We start from the raw sequence: 22,167 nt of genomic DNA on the forward strand, positions 1-22,167 counted from the left end.
GAGTACCTGGGTCGGGCGGACGACCAGGTGAAGATCCGTGGCTTCCGGATCGAGCTCGGTGAGATCGAGACCGTTCTGGTGGGTCATCCGGGCGTGCGGGAAGCGGTGGTGGTGGCCCATCAGGGCACCGATGGCCACCGACGCCTCGTCGCCTACGTGGCCACGACCGATCCCGTGCCGACGGCGGAGCTGCGGGCCCATCTCGCCGCCTCCCTGCCGGATTACATGGTCCCGGCGGTGTTCGTGTCGTTGGAGGCGTTGCCGTTGACGCCGAGCGGGAAGGTGGACCGGCGTTCCCTGCCGGAGCCGGAGTTCCGCTCCGAGCAGACGGCCACCTCCTACACCGCCCCCCGCGACGCCACCGAGCAGCTCCTCACCGAGGTCTGGTCCGAGGTCCTGGGAGTCGAGAAGGTCGGAATCCACGACAACTTCTTCGACCTCGGCGGCGACTCCATCCTCTCCATCCAGGTCGTCTCCCGAGCCCGTCAGGCCGGTCTGCACCTCACCTCGAAGCTGCTGTTCGTCCACCAGTCGGTGGCCGAACTGGCGGCCGCGGCGGCCCCGGTCGAAGCCGAACCCGCCACCGGGACGCCGACCGGACCCGTTCGGGGAGCGGTCGGGCTGACCCCGATCCAGCGGTGGTTCTTCGACGGCCACGCCGAGCCCGACCACTACGCCATGTCGGTCCACCTGGAGCTGGCCCCCGACACCGACCCCGGGATGCTGGGCGAGGCCTTGGCGGCCCTGGTCGCCCACCACGACGCGCTGCGGATGCGGTTCTCGCGCGGCGACGACACGTGGCTCCAGGAGTACGGGGAGCGGCTGCCGACCGCCTCGGACCTGCTGACCGTGCGGGACCTGCCCACGGCCGATCCGGAGGCCGCGGAGGGTGCCGCGCTCGCGGCCCAGCGCGGCCTGGACCTGGCCACGGGCTCCCTGGTCAAGGGCGTCTTCTTCCGCTTCGCGGACGGCGCCGCCCCCCGACTGTTCCTGGCCGTGCACCACCTGGTGACGGACGGAGTGTCCTGGCGGATCCTCCTGGAGGACCTGGAACGCGTGTACGGTGACCTCCGGGCCGGCCGCGCGGCCGATCTCGGGCCCCGCACCAGCAGCTACCAGCAGTGGTCGGCCCGGCTCGCCGAGCACGTCCGCGCCGGCGCGCTGGACCACGAACTGCCCTACTGGGCGAAGGTATCCGGCGGTGCCGGGCTGCCCGTGGAGCACACCGTCGACGTGGTCCCCACGTACGGGCGGATCGCCGTCCGGAGCGTCGTGCTCGACCGCGCCGCGACCGAAGCCCTGCTCCAGCGGGTGCCGGCCGCCCACCGCACCCGGATCAACGACGTGCTGCTGGCCGCCCTCGGCCGCGTCCTCGCGGAGCGGGCCGGGGCCCCGGTCACCGTCGCCCTGGAGGGTCACGGCCGCGAGGAGCTGTTCGCGGACGTGGACCTGTCCCGGACGGTGGGCTGGTTCACCACCATCCACCCCGTCACCCTCGACGTCCCGACCGAAGGGGATTGGGGCCCGGCCCTGCGCGGCGTGAAGAAGGCACTGCGGAAGCTGCCCGGCCGGGGCCTCGGTCACGGTGCGCTCCGTCACCTGTCCGCCCCCGACAGCGAGGCACGGACGCGGCTCGCGGCCGCCCCGGAGCCCTCCATCAGCTTCAACTACCTGGGGCAGTGGGGCACGACCGAGGCGGGGACCGGGCTCGTCCGGGGCCGCCTGGACGCTCTCGGCGCCGACCAGGCGCCCGAAGGGGTGCGCCCCTACGCCGTCGACATCGTGGCCGCCGTCAGCGACGGCGAACTGCGCCTCGACTGGATGCACGACCCGGACCTGCACGGTCCCGGGACGGTCGGTGACCTCGCGGAGGCCCACCTCGCCGCGCTGCGGCAGATCATCGCCTCGGTGACCGACTGATCCCCTGATCCACCGGTCGGCCCCCGGGCCCGACCCCTTCGCACACGACCCCCACGCACACCACCCACACGCACACGAAAGAAGAGGGAATTCGCCGTGGCCCGATACGTCCTGAGTGACGCGGAGCGCACCGAGACGGCCCGCATCGCCGATCGGTTCCTCGACACCCATCCGGTGTGGACCCCCATGGAGTACGCGGACGAGATCCGCGTGGAAGCCGAGCGACTGCCGGTGGGGGTGCGCCAGTTCCTGGTCTCCTCCCGGACGGCGGAGGAAGCCGTCATCGCCGTGGCCAACCTGCCCGTGGACGAGGAACTGGTCCCCACGCCCCCGAGCTGGCAGATCGCGGCGAAGGAGGACGCGGCGGTCCGCGAGGAGCTCGTCCTCCTGCTCATCGCCTCCGTGCTCGGCGACCCGTTCGCCTGGACCAACCAGCAGGGCGGCCGGCTGGTGCACGACGTCTGCCCCTCCAAGGGCCAGGAGAAGTCGCTGACCAGCGCGAGCAGCGAGCAGCAGCTCACCCTCCACACCGAGGACGTCTTCCACGCCTGCCGCGGCGACTACGTGGCGCTGATGTGCCTGCGCAACCCCGACTCCGTCGGGACCACGGTGGCGACGGTCGAATCGGTGGAATTCAGCGCCCCGCTCCGCGAGGTCCTCCAGGAGAACCGATTCCGCTTCTACCCGGACGACTCCCACGAGGTGGTACCGGACCACACCGTGGAGCACCCCTCCGCCCTTGAGGACCGGCCGCACGAGGTGGCCTCGGTGCTCTTCGGACCCGCCGAGTTCCCCTACCTGCGGATCGACGCCGACTTCACGAGCCCGGTCCCCGGCGACGAACGGGCCGAGCACGCCATGCGGGAGGCGGCCGAGGGACTGGCCGCGGCCGCCGAGCGCATCGTGCTCAGCCCGGGCGAGGCCGCGTTCATCGACAACTACCGGGTGATCCACGGCCGGGACACCTTCACCCCCCGCTACGACGGGACCGACCGGTGGCTGAAGCGGACCAGCATCGTCCGTGACCTGCGCCGGACCTACGTGCACACGAAGTCGCGCTCGCGGCTGCTCGCCTGATGGCGGCGACCGAGCGGCGCCGGGGAGGGGGCGGGGGCTTCGCCCTGCTGTGGACCAGCCAGGCCCTGGGCGAGTTCGCCTACAGCACCTCGCTGATCGTCCTGCCGCTGCTGGCCCTCGCCCTCACCGGATCGCCCTCTCAGGCCGGGATCATCGGGTTCGTCGACGCCGCGGCGATGCTCCTGGCGGGCCTGCCCGCAGGCGCGGTCGCCGACCGGTTCGACCGGCGGACGGTGATGCTCTGGTGCGAGGGCGTGCTGGCGGCCGTGTTCGCCTCCCTCGGAATCCTGCTGTGGGCCGGGACGGTCTCCTTCCCGGCCCTGGTGGGCCTGGCCCTGGTCAACGGGGCCGCCACCGCCGTCCTCACGGCGGCGGGCGAGGCGATGATCCCGGGCCTGGTCGCACCGGAACGGCTCTCCGACGCGGTGGCGATGAACTCCGCCCGGACCTACGCGGGCCAGCTCGCCGGCACCTCGGCGGGCGGGTTCCTGCTCGCCGTCAAGAACGCCTTCCCGTTCGTGGTCGGTGCCCTGGCCCACCTGGTGGGACTGGTCCTGCTGCTGTTCCTGCGCAGGCCCCCGGCCGCCCCCGCGGCCGGCCCGGCACCCGCTCCGGAGGGATCCGCGGGCGGTCCGGGCGGGCTCGGGGAAGGGGTGCGGTTCCTCGCACGGCACCCCTTCCTCAGGCTGGGGCTGGCCTACGCGACGGCCACGAACTTCTGCTTCGGCGCCGTCTACTTCGTCGTGATCGCCTCGGCCCAGGCGGACGGCATGTCCACCGGGGCGATCGGCGTCATGGCGGCCATGCTGGGGGTCGGCGGTCTCCTCGGGGCGCTGGCCGCCCCCCTGCTCCAGCGGGTGCTCACCGGAGCACGGCCCGTCTTCGTCGTGCTGTGGCTGTTCGCCGTCCTCACCGCGGGCATCGCGGTCCTGCCGGGGACCTGGACGCCGGGCCTCCTGCTGGGGGCCATCGCCTGCGCGGCGCCGACGGCGAACGCCTACTTCACCACCTACCAGCTGCTGCTCACGCCCGACAGTCACCGCGGGCGGGTGATCAGCGTCGCCGGCCTCTGCAGCGGAGCCGGCGGGGCGGTGGCCCCGCTCGCGGGCGGGGTCCTGCTGGACCTGGTGGGCCGTTCCACCGGGCTGCTGGCCGCCGCCTCCGTGATGGGGCTGATCGCCCTGTCGGCGGTGCTGTCCCCGGTCATGCGCGAGGCGCCGGCCCTGCCCGCGGCCCCGGGTGCGCCCGACGCCGTCGACGCGCCACTGCCCGACCCGGCCCCGGCCTCCGCCCGGGCCCCCCACTGACCAAGGAACACGATGACCCTCGATCTGGCACGCCCCGACCTCTACACCACGGAGGACCGGTTCGACCTCTGGGCCCGCCACACCGCCTCGGACGACGTGGTGTGGAGCGGTCCCGGCGGCTCGCCCAGCGGATTCTGGTCGGTGTTCGCGCACCGGCACGTGGCCGCCGTCCTCTCGCCCAAGGCACCCTTCACCTCCGAGCACGGCATGATGATCGGCTTCGACGCCGACCACTCGGACCACTCGGGCGGCCGGATGCTCGTCGTCAGCGAGGGCAGCTGGCACAACCTCCTGAAGCGGCTGATCGGCCCGTTCCTCTCCCGGCTCCGCGCCCCCGAACTGGAGTCCGTCCTGCGGCAGGAGGTCGCCGAGATCGTGGCCAAACTGCGGGCGGCCGGTACGGAACCGGTCGACGTGGCCCTTGAGGTGGGACCCCGGCTGCCCGCGGCCGTCGTCTGCGAGGTGATCGGCGTACCGCTGAGCGAACGCGAGCGGCTGATCGAGCTGACGAACCACGCCTTCGGCGGGGAGGAGAGCAGCTTCGACCGGATGACCCCGGCGGAGGCGCACACCGAAATCCTCTTCTACTTCCACGAACTGATTGAGCGTCGGGAGCGGGAACCGGGATCCGACCTGGTCAGCGCCCTCCTGGCGGACGGGCGACTGTCCACCGAGGACGTCCTGATCAACTGCGACAACGTGCTGATCGGAGGCAACGAGACCACCCGGCACTCCATCACCGGAGCCTTCGACGTCTTCCGGCGCTTCCCCGAGGCCCTGGACGCCCTGCACGCCGACCCCGGACTGCTCGACAAGTCGGTGGAGGAACTGGTGCGGTGGACCTCGCCCGCGGCCCACGTGCTGCGGGTGGCCACCGAGGACCACGAGATCGACGGGCGGCCCATCCGCAAGGGCGAGGCCGTGGTGGCCTGGCTCTCCGCGGCCAACCGGGACGAGCGCCTCTTCCCCGACCCGCACGCCTTCGTCCCGGACCGGACCCCGAACCGACACCTCGGCTTCGGCAACGGTCCGCACCACTGCCTCGGCGCGGCGCTGGCGCGCGTGGAACTCAAGGAACTGCTGCGCCAGTTGGCGACCGAGGCGCGCGGGGTGCGGCTCGCCGGCGAGCTGCGCTGGATGCGGTCCAACCTGGTCCAGGGGTACGGCTCCCTGCCGGTCACGATGGAATGGCGCTGACGGTCCATTGGCCATGAGTGATCCCATTTGCATATGATCATTACGCAATCAACCGGGGGGCGACGGAACCGTGATCGAAGTGCGCGTAGGCGTCGACGATCTGGCGCGGACACGTGTCATCAGTACGCTGGGTATGGCGTTCGAAGCGCACTTCGCGTGGGAACGACTCGCGGGGGGCGCCCGGGGTGACGGGCTGGGGCCCTGGCGCCGCGCGGCCCGGTCCCGGATGCGCAGGGCCGCCGGCGGCAACCCCTTTCCGGAACCTTCCCGTTCGCTTGTGAGAACCCTCACCGTCCCCGAGCCGCCCGAGCCCAGCCTCTTCCACGCCGTCGCCGTGGAACCGTACTGGGGCCGCATCCTCGCCTCCCTCAAAGCGGAACGCGACGCCTGTGGCCGGGGCATGCTGGCCGGCGGCATGGACTACGTCCTGAACAGCCGCCATCCGGAGCTGAGGTGGGAATCCCCGATCCTGCGCATCGGGAGCGGCGGACCCACCCGTGAAGTGGACCTGGGCGGACTCGGAATGACCCTGGTGCCCTCCCTGTTCGCTCCCCGCCCCCTCCTGATCGACGCCGAGCACGGCTGGGAGGGGATCCCCGTCCTCGTCTACAACATCGACCCCGGACCGGAGGAGGCCGACGCCTTCTGGCACGGGGGCGAGGGCGAATCCGTCCTGCGGGCCCTCCTCGGACGCACCCGCGCCGACATCCTGGACAGCCTGCGCGAGGCCCATTCCACGGGCGAGGTCGCCGATCTGCTCGGCATCTCCAGCCCCTCGGCGAGCAAGCACCTCACCGTGCTCCGTCGGGCCGGCTTCGTCGCCACCCGCCGCCGCCGGAACTCCACCCTCCACAGCCTCACCCCACTGGGTGAGGTCATCCTCGGCTGATCCGCCGCCGACAAGAATCGAGCACCCGTGACCCCCCTCGCCGCGATCGTCCGGCACCGCCCGGTCACCGCCCCCGCCCTGCGCCTGGTCTGCTTCCCGCACGCGGGCGGCGGCGCGGGCTTCTTCCGGGGCTGGGCCCGGCACCTCGCCCCGGACGTGGAACTGCTGGCCGTGCAGTACCCGGGTCGCGAGACCCGCTTCACCGAACCGCTGGTACCGGACATGGCCGCCCTGGCCGACTCGCTCGCCGGACCACTGGCCGCCCTGGATCCGGTCCCCACGGTCTTCCTCGGCCACAGCATGGGCGCGGCCGTCGCCCACGAGACCCTGCTGCGCCTGGAGGCCGCGGGGCGCGGCGAGGTGCGGCGGCTCTGCGTCTCGGGCCGCCCCGCGGACCGACCCGTACGCCCCCGGCCCCTGACGGACGACGAGATCGTCGAGGCGGTCGCCGCCCTGGGCGGCACCAGCGCGGAGGTCTGGGAGGACCCGGACCTCCGCGAGATGCTGCTGCCGATCGTGCGCAACGACTACCACCTGATCGACGCCTACCGCTGTGACCCGGCGGCCCCGCCCGTGCGGGCCGGGATCCTCGCCCTGAACGGCGACGCCGACCCCGGGGTCACCCCCGACGGGGCCCGGGCCTGGGAGGAGCGCACGGGCGGCCCCTTCGCGTGCAGGACGTTCCCGGGGGACCACTTCTACCTCGTCCCGCACGCCGCCACGGTGGCCCGACTGGCCGCCGCCCCCTTCTGACCGGAGGGGGTCAGCAGGTCCGGAAGCGGTAGGACCCGGAGCCCGGGCGCGTGACGTCCAGGTCGCGCCGGACGATCGACAGCTTGGAACCCCAGGCGGAACAGGCCTTCTTGTAGGCGGAGTCGCGATACTCGATGACGAAGACGCGGTTCGCGTAGGCCTTCGCGAAGTCGCCGCACTCGTCGTACTGGCCGCACTCCTCGGCGACCGCGAAGTCGAAGCCGATCTTCGCCCGGTCGGGGAGCAGTTCGGTGGTGTTCTTCTGTCCGATGGCGAGGCTCGCGGCGTGCGCGCGGTCCGCGAGGAGCTTGGCGAAGGCGGCGTTGTCCGCCTTCTTCAGCCGGCCGCCGGACCGGGAGAAGGAGTCCAGGTTGTCCGGCTCGACGGCCTGGTAGCCGCTGCGGGCACAGCCGGTGATCCACTCGCCGACGATCTTCGCCAGCCGGGTGCGCTTGTCCGCCGTCGAGGTGTCGAGCAGGGCCTCGCCCCAGTCCTCGTCGAGCACCGGGCGGCGGGAGGAGTCGCGGAGCACGAGGTCGGGGTGGTTCTTCTGCCACCAGCCCAGCGCGTCGGGCTGGGTCTGGAAGGCGTTGACGTAGCAGACGTTGTACAGCCCGGCGGCGGGCGGGACCGAGCGGTCGCGGGAGACGGCGCGCACCCCCTGGGGCGGGGTGTACGGGGCGCCGATCTGGTAGTCGAAGGACATGTTCGCGGTGGGGAGGCGCGGCGCGGCGGACGGGCCGGCGGTGGCCTGGGACAGGGTCAGTCCCGCCCCCGCGGCCAGGGCGACGCCCGCGGCGGCCGCGGCCAGGGTGGCCTTGCGGCGCAGGAAGGGGGTGGTGGAGTGCTTCGGCACACGTACTCCCGTGTGAGGTGCGATGAGGTGTTCGCATCCTGGACGGGGCACCGTGAGGAATCGATGAGGAGCCGCCTCTCGCGCCGCGTCACGTCGCCCCGCCCGCGTGGGAGGGCCCGGGCCCGCCGGGGCCCAGGGAGAGCCGCACCAGGGTGCCGCCGCCGGGACGGAGGTCCGCCGAGAGCCCGCCGCCGTGCGCGGTGGCGACCTCCCGGACCAGCGACAGTCCGATGCCGGTGCCGCCCCCCGGGGAACGGAAGCGTTCCGTCAGGCCCGGCAGGTCGGCGGCCGCGATGCCCGGACCGCGGTCGGCCACCGCCACCGTCGCGCCGCGGACCATGACGTGCACCTCCGCGATCCCGGCGGTGGGCCCCGGGGCCGGGGTGCGGCCGTGCCGCAGCGCGTTGTCGAGGAGGTTGCGGACGGCGATGCGGACGAGCGCCGGGTCGGCGGTGACCACGGAGGCGTCCAGGGAGGTGGTCAGCAGCCGCGGGCCGTTCCCCGGCGGCTCGACCAGTTCCTCGCAGACCTGCTCCACCAGCTGGTCGAGCCGTAGGGGCACGGCCCGCAGCTCCGATCCGGCGGCCTGCAACCGGCCGCGGGTGAGGACGTTCTCCACCACGTCCGTCAGCCGCTCGGTGGCCCGGCGGATGCGCGGCAGGTGCGGGTCGAGGCCGCGTGGGTCGATGCCCGCGATGTCGACGGAGCTGCGCATGACCGCGACCGGGGTCCGCAGCTCGTGGGCGGCGTCGGCGAGCACCCGCTCCTGGGCCTCCAGCGACTGCCAGGCCGGGCGCAGACTGCGGCCGGACAGCAGGTGGCCCGTCGCCCCGGCCAGCGCGGTGAGCAGACCGGCTCCGACGAGCACGGAGGCCGCCAGTCGGCGGTGCTCGCCCATCCACTGGGAGGGGTCGCCCACCACGACGACGGCACCGCGCACCTCCTGCGTCTCGTCGTGGTGGAACGGCCGGGCGAGGAGGTAGACGGCCTCGCCTCCGGCGTCCGCCTCCTCGGTGCGCACCGTGTCGTCCCGGTCCATCGCGGAGCGGGCCAGTGCGGCCAGCCGGCCGGCGGGCACGGCGGGGTCGGCCGGACCCGGCGAGGTGAACACCGGACGCAGGGCGCCGCCGGTCGCCACGTGCAGGACCCGTACCCGGGGGGTGCCGCGGGTGGCCTCGTCGTCGTGGAGGCCGTCGAGCTGCAGGCCGGCGTCCGTGTAGTAGATGAGGGAGGTGCTCACCGAGGCGCGCTGGTCCATCTCGTCGTACGCGGCGGCGCGCCAGGAGCGCTCGTCGGTGCGGATCACCATCCAGGACAGCGCGCTGACACCGGCCAGGGTGATGAGGGTGTAGGCCAGGGTGAGCCTCAGCTGGAGGCGGCGCAGCCGCCGGCGGGCCGGGGACGGCCGACGCCCGGCCCGCCCGGGGAAGGGTCGGCCCGCCCGCGCGGCGCCGGTCACCGGGAGGTCCGGCCGCCGAGGGCCCCGCCGCCATCGCGGCCGCCATCGCTGCCATCGGCGCCGCCGTGGTCGTCGCCGTCGCCGCCGAGGAGGAAACCGTGGCCGCGGACGGTGCGGATCAGCGGGGGAGGGCCGAGTTTGCGCCGCAGGCCCGCCATGACGGCGTCGACGACGTTCGAGACGGGGTCGGCCATCTCGTCCCAGCAGTGCTCCACCAGCACGGACCGGGTGACCACCGTCTCCCGGTGCACGAGCAGGTGCCGCAGGACGGCGTACTCCTTGTGGGTCAGGGTGAGCAGGATCCCGTCCCGCCGGACCTCCCGGCGGGCCGCGTCCAGCTCCAGCCCGGCGTGGCGGAGGTGGACGGGCAGCCGGTCACCCGCCCGACGGGCCAGGCTGCCGACCCGCATCACGAGCTCCTCCATGGCGAAGGGCTTGGGAAGGTAGTCGTCGGCCCCGGAGTGGAAGCCCGCGACCCGGTCCGCGACCGTGTGCAGCGCGGTCAGGCAGAGCACGGGCGTCGTCCACCCGGAACGCCGTCGGTGCTCCAGGGCGGGCAGGGTGTCCCCGGAGGGGAGCATGCGGTCCAGCACGACGCAGTCGTACGCGTTCACGTCGAGCAGGAACTCGGCCTCCGGCCAGTCGCGGGCACCGTCGACCGCGTAGCCGGCGGCCTTCAGGCCGGCCGCCACCACCTCACGGAGGTCGGGTTCGTCCTCGACCAGGAGTACGCGCATGTGCTGTCCGCCCTTGTTCGCGCCGAACGGGAGGACATAGTAAACAAGCCATGGCCATCGCCTTACTGCCCGAAAGTGCCGGCCCGCGGCCGGCTGCCGAGGATCAGGCCGCGACCAGCTCCTGCTCCCGGTCGGGGGTGCCGGCCTTGGGCTTCCTGTTCGGCAGCGACAGTCGGAAGACCTTGTGCCAGGCGGAGAACACCTGCTTGGGCAGCGGTCCGCTGACGTAGTCGAGCTCGTACTTCTCGAACAGCGCGCGCACCTTGACCGCGACCTCCGCGTAGCGGTTGCTCGGGAGGTCCGGGAACAGGTGGTGCTCGATCTGGTGCGACAGGTTGCCGGTCATGAAGTGCATGGCCTTGCCGCCGCTGATGTTCGCCGAGCCCATCATCTGGCGCAGGTACCACTGGCCGCGCGTCTCGCCCTTGATGGACCGGCGCTCGAAGACCTGCACGCCTTCGGGGAAGTGCCCGCACATGATCACCGAGTGCGACCAGAGGTTGCGGACCAGGTTCGCGGTGAAGGTGGCGGCGAGCGTGGTGAGGAACGACGGGCCCGACAGCAGCGGGTGGATCACGTAGTCCTTGAGCACCTGCTTGCGGATCTTGCGGCCCACGGCCCTGGCCCGCGCGCGGAACTCCGGGTCCTTGCGGCGCCGCTTGTGCAGGTTCTTGCCGAGCTCCAGGTCGTAGGCCGCGATGCCGTACTCGAAGAAGCAGGCGTTGACGAAGTTCCACAGCGGCTGCCCCAGGTGGAAGGGGTGCCACTTCTGGTCCTCGTCGACGCGCATGATGCCGTAGCCGAGGTCGTTGTCCTTGCCGATGACGTTCGTGTACGTGTGGTGCAGCTCGTTGTGCGAGTGCCGCCACTGGTCGGAGGGCGAGACGTGGTCCCACTCCCAGGTGGTGGAATGGATCTTCGGGTCCCGCATCCAGTCCCACTGGCCGTGCAGGACGTTGTGGCCGATCTCCATGTTGTCCATGATCTTCGCCACGGACAGGCCGGCGGTGCCGATCAGCCACGCGGGCGGGAAGAACGAGAACAGCAGCACGCCCCGGCTGGCCAGTTCGAGCGTGCGCTGCGCCGAGATGACCTTCCGGATGTAGGCGGCGTCCTTCTCGCCTCGGCTCGCGATCACCTCGTCGCGGATCGCGTCCAGCTCGCGGCCGAGCTCCTCGATCTGCTCCGCGGTCAGGTGGGCGGTGGGGTCGATGGCGGTCAAGGTGCTCCTACCGTTCGATGTCGCAGGGGCCCGCGGCGGCGGACACACAGGTCTGGATGAGGACGCCGGTCTCGGCCTCGGTGATCTCGCCGGTGCGCAGGTCGCGGACGGCGCCCGCCTTGAGGGGGGAGACGCAGCCGAAGCAGATGCCCATGCGGCACCCGGACGGCATGAGCACGCCGGCCTCTTCGCCGACGTCCAACAGCGGCGTGGCGCCGTCCGCGTCGACGGTCCGGCCGGTCGAGCTGAACGTGACCCGCCCGCCGTCACCGGCCACGACGACGCCGGGGCGGAAGCGTTCGGTGTGCAGGCGCTCCGCGACGCCGTGGTCCCCCCAGAACCCCTCGGCGGCGTCGAGCAGGCCGGCGGGCCCGCAGGCCCAGGTCTCGCGGTCGGCCCAGTCGGGGACCAGCTCACCGAGACGGGTGATGTCGAGCACGCCGTCCGTGTCCGTGTGGATCTCGGTGAGGCGCAGCGTCCCGTCCGCGACCAGGCGGTGGAGCTCGCCGCGGAAGATCACGTCCTGCGGCTGCGGGGCGCAGTGGACCATGACGACGTCGTCGCAGGCGCCGTCGCGCAGCATGCCCATCACCGGCGTGATGCCGCTGCCGGCCGTCAGGTAGAGCACCTTGGCGGGCCTGGGCCTGGGCAGGACGAAGTCGCCGGTCGGCTGGTCGAGGTGGACGAGCGTGCCCGGCTTCGCCCGACGGACCAGGTGGTTGCTGACCTTGCCGTCCGGGATCGCCTTCACGGTGATCGTGACGCGGCCGTCGCGCCGGTTCGTCGGCGAGGTCAGGGAGTAGGCCCGCCACAGGCGCCGCCCGTCCACGTCGACCCCGACCCGCACGTACTGGCCGGCCGTGTGGCCGCGCCATCCCTTGCCCGGTCTGATCACGATGGTCGCGGAGTCGCTCGTCTCCGGCCGCACGGCTTCGATGCGCCCCCGCAGGTCGGCGCCCGCACGCAGCGGGCTGACCAGGTCGAGGTAGTCCGACGGCAGCAGCGGCGTCGTGACCATCTCCAGCAGTTTCCACGCCCTACTGCGGAGGGCTGCACTCGTCATGACCCCAGCTTGATGCGCTTCAAGGCGTAAAGTCCTGACCGCAAGACGTAAATCTGGTCGGCCGAATTGTTCGCAGGGAATAAACCATGAGCTACCCCATCCGGAGGGTCACCGACCTGGCCCTGGACCAGGCCACCGCCACCGCGCTCCGGGCCGTCCTGCGGACCACCGCCGACGAGGTCGTCCAGGCGATCATCGACGAGGTCCCTCCCTACGCCAACGCCCTGTCCGGCCGCATGGGCGTCACCATCCGCCGCGCGGTCCGCACCGCCCTCGGCCACTACCTGGACCTCGCGAGCGGGAACGCCACGGGCGGTGACGCCGGCGACGCGGCCTACGAACTGGGCCGCGGCGAGGTCCGCGACGGGCGGACGATGGACGCCCTGCTCAGCGCCTACCGCGTCGGCGCCCGCGTGGCCTGGCGGTGTCTGGCGGCGGGTGCCGTACCGGCGGGCCTGCCCGCGGCGGAGGTCGCCAAATTCGCCGAGCTGACCTTCGCGTACATCGACGAGCTCTCCGCCGCGAGCGCCGCCGGCCACGCCGACGAGCTGGCCGCCCAGGGCCGGGACCACGAACGCCACCTGGAACACCTGGCCCGGGACCTCCTCGCCGGAGCCAGCCCGGACGTGCTGCTGGCCTCCGTCCAACGGGCCGGATGGCAGCCCCCCGCCTCGCTGACGGCCGTCCTGCTGCCCGCCGCCCAGGCCCGGCCCGCCTACCGCGCGCTCGACCCGGGCACCCTCGTCCTCGACGACCTGCCGGACGCCTCCGGAGTCCTGCTCGTACCCGACGCCGACCGGCCGCACCTGCTGCGACAACTGACCGACCGCGCCGCCGTGGTCGGCCCGGCCCGGCCGTGGACCCGGGCCTCCGCCTCCTACGCGCGGGCCGCCCGCGCGCGCTCGCTGTCCCCCGACATCCGGGACACCGAGGACCACCTGCCCGAGCTGGTGCTGAGCGCCGACGCGGACGCGTTCGCCGACCTGCGGACCCGGGCCCTCGCACCGCTGCGGATCCTGCCGGTCGCCACCGCGCGCCGGCTGGAGGAGACCCTGCGGGAGTGGCTGCTGCACCAGGGGCGGCGGGACGAGGTGGCGGCGGCCCTGTTCGTCCATCCCCAGACCGTGCGGTACCGGATGTCGCAGCTGCGGGAGCTGTTCCCGGACCTCGCCTCGCCGCACCGCGTCCTGGAGCTGACGCTCGCGCTCGGTCTGCGGAACGCCTGACGCGCCCGCCGGACGACGGTGCCGTCCACGCCGGGGGCCGTCCCTCCCCCCAGCTGCGGGCAGCCGACCCGCTCGGGGCTGTCCGGGTACCCGGCGGATTGACTGCGGACATTCGGGGGAAGAGCGGTCGAATGACGCAACCCATCGAGGACTACGCTCTCATCGGCGACCTCATGACCAGCGGGCTCGTCGGTCGCGACGGGTCCATCGACTGGCTGTGCCTGCCGCGCTTCGACTCGGCGGCCTGCTTCGCCGGACTCCTCGGGGACGAGGAGAACGGCCACTGGCGCATCGCCCCGCTCGACGCCGCGCCCGGCGAGCGCTGCACCCGCCGCGCCTACATCGACGGCACGCTGGTCCTGGAGTCCTACTGGGAGACCGCGACCGGCACCGTCAAGGTCACCGACTTCATGCCCCAGCGCGACGTCGCCCCCGACGTCGTCCGCATCGTCGAAGGCATCAGCGGGACCGTCAGGATGCTCAGCACCCTGCGCCTGCGCTTCGACTACGGCCACGTCGTCCCCTGGGTGCGCCGCCACGACGGCGACCGGGTCGCCGTCGCCGGGCCCGACGCGGCCTGGTTCCGCAGCGACCCGCCCGTCCGCACCTGGGGAGAGGACAACAGCACCCGCTCCCAGTTCCCCGTGAACGCCGGCCGCCGCGTCGCCTTCGTCCTGACCTGGCACCCCTCGCACGAGCCCCGGCCCGAGCCCACCGACCCCTTCGAAGCCCTGGAGTCCAGCGTCGCCGACTGGCGCGAGTGGACCTCCCAGTGCCGCTACGAAGGCCCGCACGAGGAAGCCGTCACCCGCTCCCTGATCACCCTCAAGGCCCTCACGTACGCCCCGACCGGCGGCATCGTCGCCGCCGCGACCACCTCCCTGCCCGAGGAGATCGGCGGCGTCCGCAACTGGGACTACCGCTACTGCTGGCTGCGCGACGCCACCCTCACCCTCGGCTCCCTCCTCGCCACCGGCTTCCTCGACGAGGCCCGCGCCTGGCGCGAATGGCTCCTGCGCGCGGTCGCCGGTGCCCCCGCCGACCTCCAGATCATGTACGGGATCGGGGGCGAGCGGCGCATCCCCGAGAGCGAACTGCCCTGGCTGCGCGGCTACGCCGGGTCCGCGCCGGTCCGCGTCGGCAACGCCGCCGTCGACCAGCTCCAGCTCGACGTCTACGGGGAGGTGATGGACTCCCTGCACCTGGCCCGGTCCGCCGGTCTGCCCGCCGAAGAGCACGCCTGGCGGATCCAGCTCGCGCTCCTGGAATTCCTGGAACAGAACTGGCGCCGGCCCGACGAGGGCCTGTGGGAGGTCCGCGGGCCCCGCCGGCACTTCGTGCACTCCAAGGTCATGGCCTGGGTGGCCGCGGACCGGGCCGTGCGCACCCTGGAGAGCGACCCGTCGTTGCCCGGTGACGCGGACCGCTGGCGGGCCATGCGCGACGCGGTCCACCGCGACGTGTGCGAGCAGGGGTTCGATCCCGAGCGGGGCACCTTCACCCAGTACTACGGCTCGACCGAACTCGACGCGGCGACCCTGCTCATCCCCCGGGTCGGATTCCTCCCGCCCGACGACCCGCGCGTCATCGGCACCGTCGACGCGGTCCGCGCCGAACTCGGCCGCGGCGGACTCGTGCGCCGCTACAGCACCGCGGACACGGACGACGGACTGCCCGGCGACGAAGGAGCCTTCCTGGCCTGCTCGTTCTGGCTCGCCGACGCCCTGCACCTGACGGGCCGGGAGGACGAGGCCCGGGCCCTCTTCCAACGGCTGCTGACCGTGCGCAACGACGTGGGGCTCCTCGCCGAGGAGTACGACCCCGTCTCCGGGCGCCAACTCGGCAACTTCCCGCAGGCGTTCAGCCACGTCGGTCTGGTCAACACCGCGCTCACCCTGGCCGGCACGGAAAAGCGGACCACCGAGGCGGACTGAGCACGTGGCACAGGCCCGGCCGCGCGCCGAGGGCGCGGGCCCCTTCACCACCCGGCGGACCTGGCAGCGTCCCGAAGGCGGCACGGTCGTGTGGGAGTCGCGGACCGCCCGCCGCCGCGGCACCCTCGGGGTCCGCGCCCCCGACGGGACGGTCGCCACGACGACGGCCGCTCCCGAGGCCCTCGGCCGCCTGCGCCGGCTCAACGCCATCGCCTCCGCCGCGTTCGTCATCGGCGGAGCCCTCTTCGCCCTCGGCGCCGCCGTGACCCTCTTCGGCCGGGGCGGCGCGGCCGAGAGCGCCGCGCTCTCCTTCGCGGGAGGTCTGTTCTTCAACACCGGCGGCTACGTCTCGCTCCTCCAGGTCCTCAACGGACCCCGCCACACCACCGACGGCGACGGGTTGGTCACCACCCGCTGGAAGTGGTGGGGGTACGAGCCGATGCGCCTGGACTGGCTGAGCACCTTCGTGCTGTTCGTCGGGACGCTCGTGTTCGGCGTCGACCTCCTGGACTCCTTCCTCCAGGGGCTCACCGCCCGGCAGGCCGACCGGCTCGTCTGGACCCCCGACATGGTCGGATGCCTGCTCTTCCTGATCTCGGGGCACCTCGCGTTCGTCGAGCTCTGCCACCGCCCCTGGCCCTGCCCGCGCTCGCGCGGCCTCGGCTGGTGGGTCGTCGCGGTGAACCAGCTGGGCTCGGTGCTGTTCATGGCCTCGGCCGTGGCCGCCTTCGTCCGGCCCGCCACCGACGGTCCGGTCGACCCCGGGGTCGTCGACTGGGGGACGCTGTGCGGCGCCCTGTGCTTCTCGGCGGCCGGCATCCTCCAAGCCGTCGAACGGCCCCGGGGAACGGCGGCCGACGGCTCCGACGGCGCCCGGCCGGGAACCCGGGCCGGGCGCCGCGGATCCGCGCCCTAGAAGAAGCCGACCTGCTTCGGGGAGTACGAGACCAGGAGGTTCTTCGTCTGCTGGTAGTGGTCCAACATCATCTTGTGGGTCTCGCGGCCCATGCCCGACTGCTTGTAGCCGCCGAAGGCGGCGTGCGCCGGGTACGCGTGGTAGCAGTTGGTCCAGACGCGGCCGGCCTGGATGGCGCGGCCCGCGCGGTAGGCGGTGTTGATGTCGCGGGTCCACACGCCCGCGCCGAGGCCGTACGCGGTGTCGTTCGCGATGCGGATCGCGTCGTCGAAGTCCTGAAAGGAGGTCACCGAGACCACCGGGCCGAAGATCTCCTCCTGGAAGATCCGCATGCGGTTGTCGCCCTCGAAGATGGTGGGCTGCACGTAGTAGCCGCCGGCCAGTTCGCCGTCGTGTTCCACGCGACCGCCGCCCGTGAGGACCTTCGCGCCCTCCTGCTGCCCGATCTCCAGGTACGAGAGGATCTTGCGGAGCTGTTCCGCCGAGGCCTGGGCGCCGATCATGGTCTCGGTGTCCAAGGGGTGCCCGGGCAGGATGAGTTCCGTGCGGGCCACCGCCGCGTCGAGGAAGTCGCCGTAGCGGCCGCGCTCGATGAGGGCCCGCGACGGACAGGTGCACACCTCGCCCTGGTTCAGGGCGAACATGGTGAACCCCTCCAGGGCCTTGTCGCGCAGGTCGTCGTCCACGTCCCACACGTCGTCGAAGAAGATGTTCGGGCTCTTGCCGCCGAGCTCCAGGGTGACGGGCTTCAGGTGCTCGGCGGCGTACTGCAGGATCAGCCGGCCGGTGGAGGTCTCCCCGGTGAAGGCGATCTTCGCCACCCGCGGGCTGGACGCCAGCGGCTTCCCCGCCTCCTCGCCGAAGCCGTTGACGATGTTGAGGACGCCCGGCGGCAGCAGGTCCGCCACCAGGCTCAGCCAGTAGTGCACGGAGGCCGGGGTCTGCTCGGCGGGCTTGAGGATCACGGCGTTGCCCGCGGCGAGCGCCGGGGCCAGCTTCCACACGGCCATCAGGATCGGGAAGTTCCACGGGATGATCTGCGCGACCACGCCCAGCGGCTCGTGGAAGTGGTAGGCCACCGTGTCCTCGTCCACCTGGCTGAGCGCCCCCTCCTAGGCGCGCAACGCGCCCGCGAAGTAGCGGAAGTGGTCGATGGCCAACGGGATGTCGGCGGCCAGGGTCTCCCGGACCGGCTTGCCGTTCTCCCAGCTCTCGGCCACGGCGAGGCGTTCGAGGTTCTGCTCCATGCGGTCGGCCACGCGGAGCAGGATCGTGGCGCGCTCGGCGGCCGCCACCCGGCCCCAGGCGGGGGCGGCGGCGTGCGCGGCGTCGAGGGCGCGCTCCACGTCCTCGGCGGTGCCGCGGGCGATCTCCGTGAAGGGCAGGCCGTTGACGGGGGAGGGGTTCTCGAAGTATCGGCCCCGCGCGGGCGGCACGTACTCCCCGCCGATCCAGTGGTCGTAGCGGGGCGCGTAGGACATGATCGAGCCTTCGCTGCCGGGCGCGGCGTAGCGGGTCATACCGTTCTCCTCCCGGGGACGGCGCCGCCCCGTACCGGGCGGCGCTCGCAGGCGAGGCTAGGAGCCGCCAGGTTGCGGGGACGTTGCGCCGACCGGTGCGGCCTCAACCCCTCGGCTCAACCCCTCAGCTCGGCGTCGAGACGGCGGGCGCGAGCCAGGGCGGGGGCGCGCCGTTCGGGCGGCAGCGCCGCGGCCAGGGCCCGCCAGACCTCCAGGTCCTCCTCGCCCCAGGGGCTGTCCGCCCAGTCCGTGAGGAGCCCCGGGTCGCCCCGGGCGATCAGGGCGGCCCGCACCTGGTCGGTGAGCCGGCCGCGCAGCCGCACCACCTCCGGCGCGGCGGAGGAGGGCAACAGCGGGCCGGGGTACGCGGCGAGCGCGGCGGACGCGGCCCCCAGCGCGAGGCGCCGGTTGACCAGCCCGAAGTCGGAATCCACGGGAGCGGCCAGCCGGTACGGGCGGGACAACAGGGCCCGGGGGCCGAGCAGCGCGCGCAGCCGGCACAGTTCGGCGCGCAGGGTGACGGGGGACACCGCCTCGTCCTCGTACAGGCCGATCAGCAGCTCCTCCCCGGTCAGTCCGCCCGGGTGGCGGGCGAGCAGGACCAGGATCTCGCTGTGCCGCCGCCCCAGCCGTACCGTCCGCCCGCCGCTGCGGAACAGCGCCTCGTCACGGCCGAGGGCCCGCAGCGCGTCCCGCCGGGCCTCCGGCGGCGCGGCGCCCGGCCGGGGATCCGGGCGCACCTCGCCCCGTCGGGCCTTCGCCGCCGCCCCCCGGTGCGCGCGGCGGACCCGCGCGGTGGCGGGGGAAGGCGGGGAGGAGGGGGCCCCGGGCGGCGGGCCCGGCTCGGGGAAGGGTGCGCCCGCGCCGGGGTGTGCCGGGGTTCGCTCCTGTGGCACCCGCCTCGGGACCGGCTCCGGGGTCGCTTCGCCGGGCCGGGCAGCCGCGTGGGGGGCGCGGGTGCCGCCGTACGCGTTCCAGCACGCGGGGGCCCGGCGGCACAGGGCCGGTAAGGAGCCCGGGGCCGGGCGGTCGGTGGTGGTGGGCAGGGCGGGTATCGCGGGCAGCGCGCGGAGCGCCCCCGGGTTCCTCCGTTGTTTCAGCACAGCAGGTCAGCCCCGATCTCGTGAGACCCGCGGCCGCGGCGTCCTCGGCACGGCCGCGCCGTGCGGCGGCGGGCCGCCCCGGACGGTCCGGGCCCCCGCCCCGCACCGCCACCGGGGTGCTGCCCGGCGTCCGCAGGGACATCCTGCTCCGCCGGGCCCCCTCCCCAACCCCCTTCCGCCACCGACGGATCCGGCCCGGCCCCGGGTGCCGGTCCGCCGGCGGTCCGGCACCCGCCCGGCCCTGCCGCCCGGCCCGCTCGTCCTCCCCGCGGAAGGTCCGGCGCCGTGCTCAGTCCCGCGCGTCCGTGCCGTCCTCCCGGTCCCCGGGTTCCGTCGGGTCGAGGGCCGCCAGGGCGGCGGCCGGTCCGGACTCCGGAGGGCCCGCGGGCACCCAGTGGCCGGCCTCCCGGCGGAAGGGCCACCAGCGGCCCCGCCGGTCCAGGCGCAGCTGGGCGGTGCCGTCCTCGGCGGTCCAGCGGTTCGACTCCTGCCGGAGGGCGGGGCCTTCGCCGTCCTCCCAGGCCGCGGCGAGCACCGCTCGCGCCCGCGCCGCGGACTCCGGGTCCGGGGCCCACTCATCCTCCAGGACGACCGGCCCGTCCGGCCCGCCGAGCCGCCGGGCGAGGACCGCGCGGGCCAGGGCCTCCCGGTCCCGCCCGCTCGCCGCCGCCAGCCGGGACCGGACCCGGACGTCCGCGGCGAGGGAGGCCAGGCGCACCGCGTCCTCCGCGAAGGCGGCCCCGCGCCCCGGGACCGGGGCGCCGTCGGTCCCGTTCTCCCCGTTCGCGTCGGTGGACGCGGTGTCCCCGGCGGGCGGGGGGAGCGGGCGGTCGGCGTGGTCCGGGGCCAGGGCGCGGGCCAGCAGTTCGTGCGCCGAGGCCGCCGCCGCCTCGGCGAGGAACTCCACGGCCCCCGGGTCCAGGTCCTCCTCGGGTTCGGTCTCGGTGTCCAGCAGGGGCGGCTGGCCCGGCCCGTCCGGCAGCACCGGCAGCGGGGGCAGCGGGGGGAGGATCCCCCAGGTCCCGAAGGCCTCGGCCGCCGACACCCCGCACCGGGCCGGAGCCCCACCCGCCGGAGCCGGGCCGTCGCCGTCCCCGGAGTGGCCGGGCGCGGTGTCCGCGGCCCGGCGGGCGCTGCGCACCTGGAGCTCGTCCAGCACCTCCCGCTCCGCGCGGCCGCGGAGGAGGAGCAGCAGGAACGGGTCCCGGTCGAGCAGACGCGCCACCTGGTGGCACAGGGCCGAGGTGTGCGGGCAGTGGTCCCAGGCCCCGCAGTCGCAGCGGGGTTCCAGCTCGCCGGTGCCGGGCAGCAGGTCCACGCCCGCCGCCGCCGCGTCCTCGGCGAGCTCCGGGGGCATCTCGCGGTCCAGGAGGGCCGCGATGTGCCCGGCGGAACCGGCCGCCGCGTCGAGCAGCCGGTCCCATTCCGGTTCCTCGAAGCAGCGCAGCAGCACGTCGGTGCGGTGCCGGGTGCCGTCGGGGTCGCTCACCACCGACGTCAGCCGTCCCGGGCGCAGGGTCAGGGCGCCGACCCCGCCCTCGCGGGCGTACCGGCGGCCCTTGCGGACCTGTTCCCCGTCGAGGGCGCTGTCTTCCAGCGCCCGCAGCCAGGACCGGCCCCACGAGGTGGCGGCGAACGCCCGGCCCCGCACCGGTGGCAGTGCCTCGAAGGTGCGCTCCACGGCCCCCTCCGGGCCCGCGGTCCCCGGGCGGCCGGAGCGGTCTTCGGCGGTCATCGGGCGCCCCCTCGGAGGACGACGAGCTCGGCGAGTTCGGCGTCGGTGAGTTCGGTGAGGGCGGCCTCGCCGCCGGTCAGGACGCTGTCGGCCAAGGCCCGTTTGCGTGCCAGCAGCGCCGCGACGCGGTCCTCCACGGTGCCCTCGGCGATCAGGCGGTGGACCTGCACGGGCCGGGTCTGCCCGATGCGGTACGCCCGGTCGGTGGCCTGCTCCTCCACGGCCGGGTTCCACCAGCGGTCGAAGTGCACGACGTGCCCGGCCCGGGTGAGGTTCAGGCCCGTGCCCGCGGCCTTCAGCGACAGCAGGAAGACCGGGACCTCGCCCGACTGGAAGCGGTCCACCAGGTCCTGACGGCGCGGCAGGGAGATCCCGCCGTGCAGCAGCTGCACCCCGGTACCGCGTGCCGCGAGGTGGTGTTCCAACAGCCTGGCCATGGCCACGTACTGGGTGAACACGAGCACCGATCCGCCCTCGGCGAGGACGGCGTCGAGGAGTTCGTCCAGCAGTTCCAGCTTCCCCGACCGGCCGGGGAGCACCGGCCGGTCCTCCTTGAGGTACTGGGCCGGGTGGTTGCAGACCTGCTTGAGGGCCGTGAGGAGCTTCACCACGAGACCGCGCCGCTCCGGCCCGGTGGTGCCCGCGATCGCGGCCAGCGCCTCCCGGACCACCGCCTCGTACAGGGCGACCTGCTCCGTGGACAGTGCCACCGGATGGTCCGTCTCCGTCTTGGCGGGCAGCTCCGGGGCGATGCCCGGATCGGACTTGCGGCGGCGCAGCAGGAAGGGGCGCACCAGCGCCGACAGCCGCTCGGCGGCGCGCGGGTCGGTCCCGTCGGAGACCCCGGCGTAGCGGGTGCGGAAGGTGCCGAGCCTGCCCAACAGCCCCGGATTCGCCCAGTCCAGGACGGCCCACAGGTCGGTGAGCCCGTTCTCCACGGGCGTACCGGTCAGGGCCACCCGGGCGCGGGCGCCGACGGTGCGCAGCGCCCGAGCGGTGCCGGACCGCGGGTTCTTCATGTGTTGGGCCTCGTCGGCGGCCACCAGGCCCCAGTCGACGCCGGCCAGCAGCGGGGCGTCCAGGCGCATGGTGCCGTAGGTGGTGAGCACGAATCCGGTGTCCCCGGCCGGGGGCAGGGTCCGGGCGGCGCCGTGGTGCCGGCGGACGGGGACGCCGGGGGCGAAGCGTTCGATCTCGCGCTGCCAGTTGCCGAGGAGGGAGGCCGGGCAGACCACGAGGGTGGGTCCGGCCGT

Annotated in this window: 16 protein-coding genes and 2 pseudogenes; 9 read left to right on the forward strand and 9 right to left on the reverse strand. The window is 73.8% G+C overall.

Annotation, left to right across the window (positions count from 1 at the left end; translation table 11 throughout):
* The 6 genes from ABTZ17_RS28685 to ABTZ17_RS28710 all read left to right on the forward strand — a co-directional run.
* Positions 1-1,920, forward strand: a 1,920-nt coding sequence (locus ABTZ17_RS28685; protein ID WP_352198654.1) for a condensation domain-containing protein, incomplete at its 5' end; no start/stop codon positions are given.
* A gap of 96 nt (positions 1,921-2,016) precedes the next feature.
* Positions 2,017-2,997, forward strand: a complete 981-nt coding sequence (locus tag ABTZ17_RS28690; protein WP_352198655.1) for a TauD/TfdA family dioxygenase — start codon at positions 2,017-2,019, stop codon at positions 2,995-2,997.
* On the forward strand, positions 2,997-4,304 hold the full coding sequence (locus ABTZ17_RS28695) for an MFS transporter (protein ID WP_352198656.1): 1,308 nt from the start codon (positions 2,997-2,999) through the stop codon (positions 4,302-4,304). Before ABTZ17_RS28690 ends, ABTZ17_RS28695 begins: the two co-directional genes overlap by 1 nt.
* A 12-nt stretch (positions 4,305-4,316) precedes the next feature.
* Positions 4,317-5,501, forward strand: coding sequence for a cytochrome P450 (locus ABTZ17_RS28700; RefSeq protein ID WP_352198657.1), 1,185 nt, complete (start codon positions 4,317-4,319; stop codon positions 5,499-5,501).
* Positions 5,502-5,778: 277 nt separating this feature from the next.
* Positions 5,779-6,390, forward strand: a complete 612-nt coding sequence (locus ABTZ17_RS28705) for an ArsR/SmtB family transcription factor (protein ID WP_352198658.1) — start codon at positions 5,779-5,781, stop codon at positions 6,388-6,390.
* Between the two features lie 27 nt (positions 6,391-6,417).
* Positions 6,418-7,143 carry a thioesterase II family protein gene (locus ABTZ17_RS28710; RefSeq protein ID WP_352198659.1) on the forward strand — a complete coding sequence of 242 codons (726 nt, stop codon included), beginning with the start codon at positions 6,418-6,420 and terminating at the stop codon, positions 7,141-7,143.
* 10 nt (positions 7,144-7,153) lie between these two features.
* On the opposite strand, the gene ABTZ17_RS28715 is transcribed toward ABTZ17_RS28710, so the two are convergent.
* From ABTZ17_RS28715 to ABTZ17_RS28735, 5 genes are all read right to left on the reverse strand, one after another.
* On the reverse strand, positions 7,154-7,999 hold the full coding sequence (locus ABTZ17_RS28715; RefSeq protein ID WP_352198660.1) for an endo alpha-1,4 polygalactosaminidase: 846 nt from the start codon (positions 7,997-7,999) through the stop codon (positions 7,154-7,156).
* Positions 8,000-8,087: 88 nt separating this feature from the next.
* Entirely contained in the window at positions 8,088-9,458 is a 1,371-nt protein-coding gene (locus tag ABTZ17_RS28720; RefSeq protein ID WP_352198661.1) for a sensor histidine kinase, read from the reverse strand.
* On the reverse strand, positions 9,455-10,195 hold the full coding sequence (locus tag ABTZ17_RS28725) for a response regulator transcription factor (RefSeq protein WP_352198662.1): 741 nt from the start codon (positions 10,193-10,195) through the stop codon (positions 9,455-9,457). The genes ABTZ17_RS28720 and ABTZ17_RS28725 overlap by 4 nt, the downstream gene beginning before the upstream one ends.
* A gap of 103 nt (positions 10,196-10,298) precedes the next feature.
* Positions 10,299-11,417 carry a fatty acid desaturase family protein gene (locus tag ABTZ17_RS28730; RefSeq protein WP_352198663.1) on the reverse strand — a complete coding sequence of 373 codons (1,119 nt, stop codon included), beginning with the start codon at positions 11,415-11,417 and terminating at the stop codon, positions 10,299-10,301.
* A gap of 7 nt (positions 11,418-11,424) precedes the next feature.
* Positions 11,425-12,435, reverse strand: coding sequence for a ferredoxin reductase (locus ABTZ17_RS28735; RefSeq protein WP_352198669.1), 1,011 nt, complete (start codon positions 12,433-12,435; stop codon positions 11,425-11,427).
* 131 nt (positions 12,436-12,566) lie between these two features.
* Between ABTZ17_RS28735 and ABTZ17_RS28740 the strand changes: the two genes are divergently transcribed.
* The 3 genes from ABTZ17_RS28740 to ABTZ17_RS28750 all read left to right on the forward strand — a co-directional run bounded on the left by ABTZ17_RS28740 (position 12,567) and on the right by ABTZ17_RS28750 (position 16,556).
* Positions 12,567-13,706: a PucR-like N-terminal domain-containing protein gene (locus ABTZ17_RS28740; protein ID WP_352198664.1), complete on the forward strand. Its 1,140-nt coding sequence runs from the start codon at positions 12,567-12,569 to the stop codon at positions 13,704-13,706.
* Between the two features lie 131 nt (positions 13,707-13,837).
* Positions 13,838-15,640: a glycoside hydrolase family 15 protein gene (locus ABTZ17_RS28745; protein WP_352198665.1), complete on the forward strand. Its 1,803-nt coding sequence runs from the start codon at positions 13,838-13,840 to the stop codon at positions 15,638-15,640.
* Positions 15,641-15,644: 4 nt separating this feature from the next.
* The gene (locus ABTZ17_RS28750; RefSeq protein WP_352198666.1) at positions 15,645-16,556 is read left to right on the forward strand and encodes a hypothetical protein; all 912 of its coding nucleotides are present in this window, start codon (positions 15,645-15,647) and stop codon (positions 16,554-16,556) included.
* Here ABTZ17_RS28750 and exaC read toward each other — a convergent pair.
* The 4 genes and pseudogenes from exaC to ABTZ17_RS28770 all read right to left on the reverse strand — a co-directional run.
* Positions 16,553-18,076, reverse strand: a pseudogene (exaC, locus tag ABTZ17_RS28755) (acetaldehyde dehydrogenase ExaC). The gene ABTZ17_RS28750 and the pseudogene exaC overlap by 4 nt on opposite strands.
* Before the next feature lie 116 nt (positions 18,077-18,192).
* Positions 18,193-18,759, reverse strand: a pseudogene (locus tag ABTZ17_RS28760) (winged helix-turn-helix domain-containing protein); the annotation flags it as partial.
* A 709-nt stretch (positions 18,760-19,468) separates the two neighbouring features.
* The gene (locus ABTZ17_RS28765) at positions 19,469-20,914 is read right to left on the reverse strand and encodes an SWF or SNF family helicase (protein WP_352198667.1); all 1,446 of its coding nucleotides are present in this window, start codon (positions 20,912-20,914) and stop codon (positions 19,469-19,471) included.
* Positions 20,911-22,167, reverse strand: a 1,257-nt coding sequence (locus ABTZ17_RS28770; RefSeq protein WP_352198668.1) for a DEAD/DEAH box helicase, incomplete at its 5' end; no start/stop codon positions are given. The genes ABTZ17_RS28765 and ABTZ17_RS28770, both read right to left, overlap by 4 nt.

It is taken from the genome of Streptomyces sp. NPDC097619 (assembly GCF_040302735.1).
GTDB lineage: Bacteria > Actinomycetota > Actinomycetes > Streptomycetales > Streptomycetaceae > Streptomyces.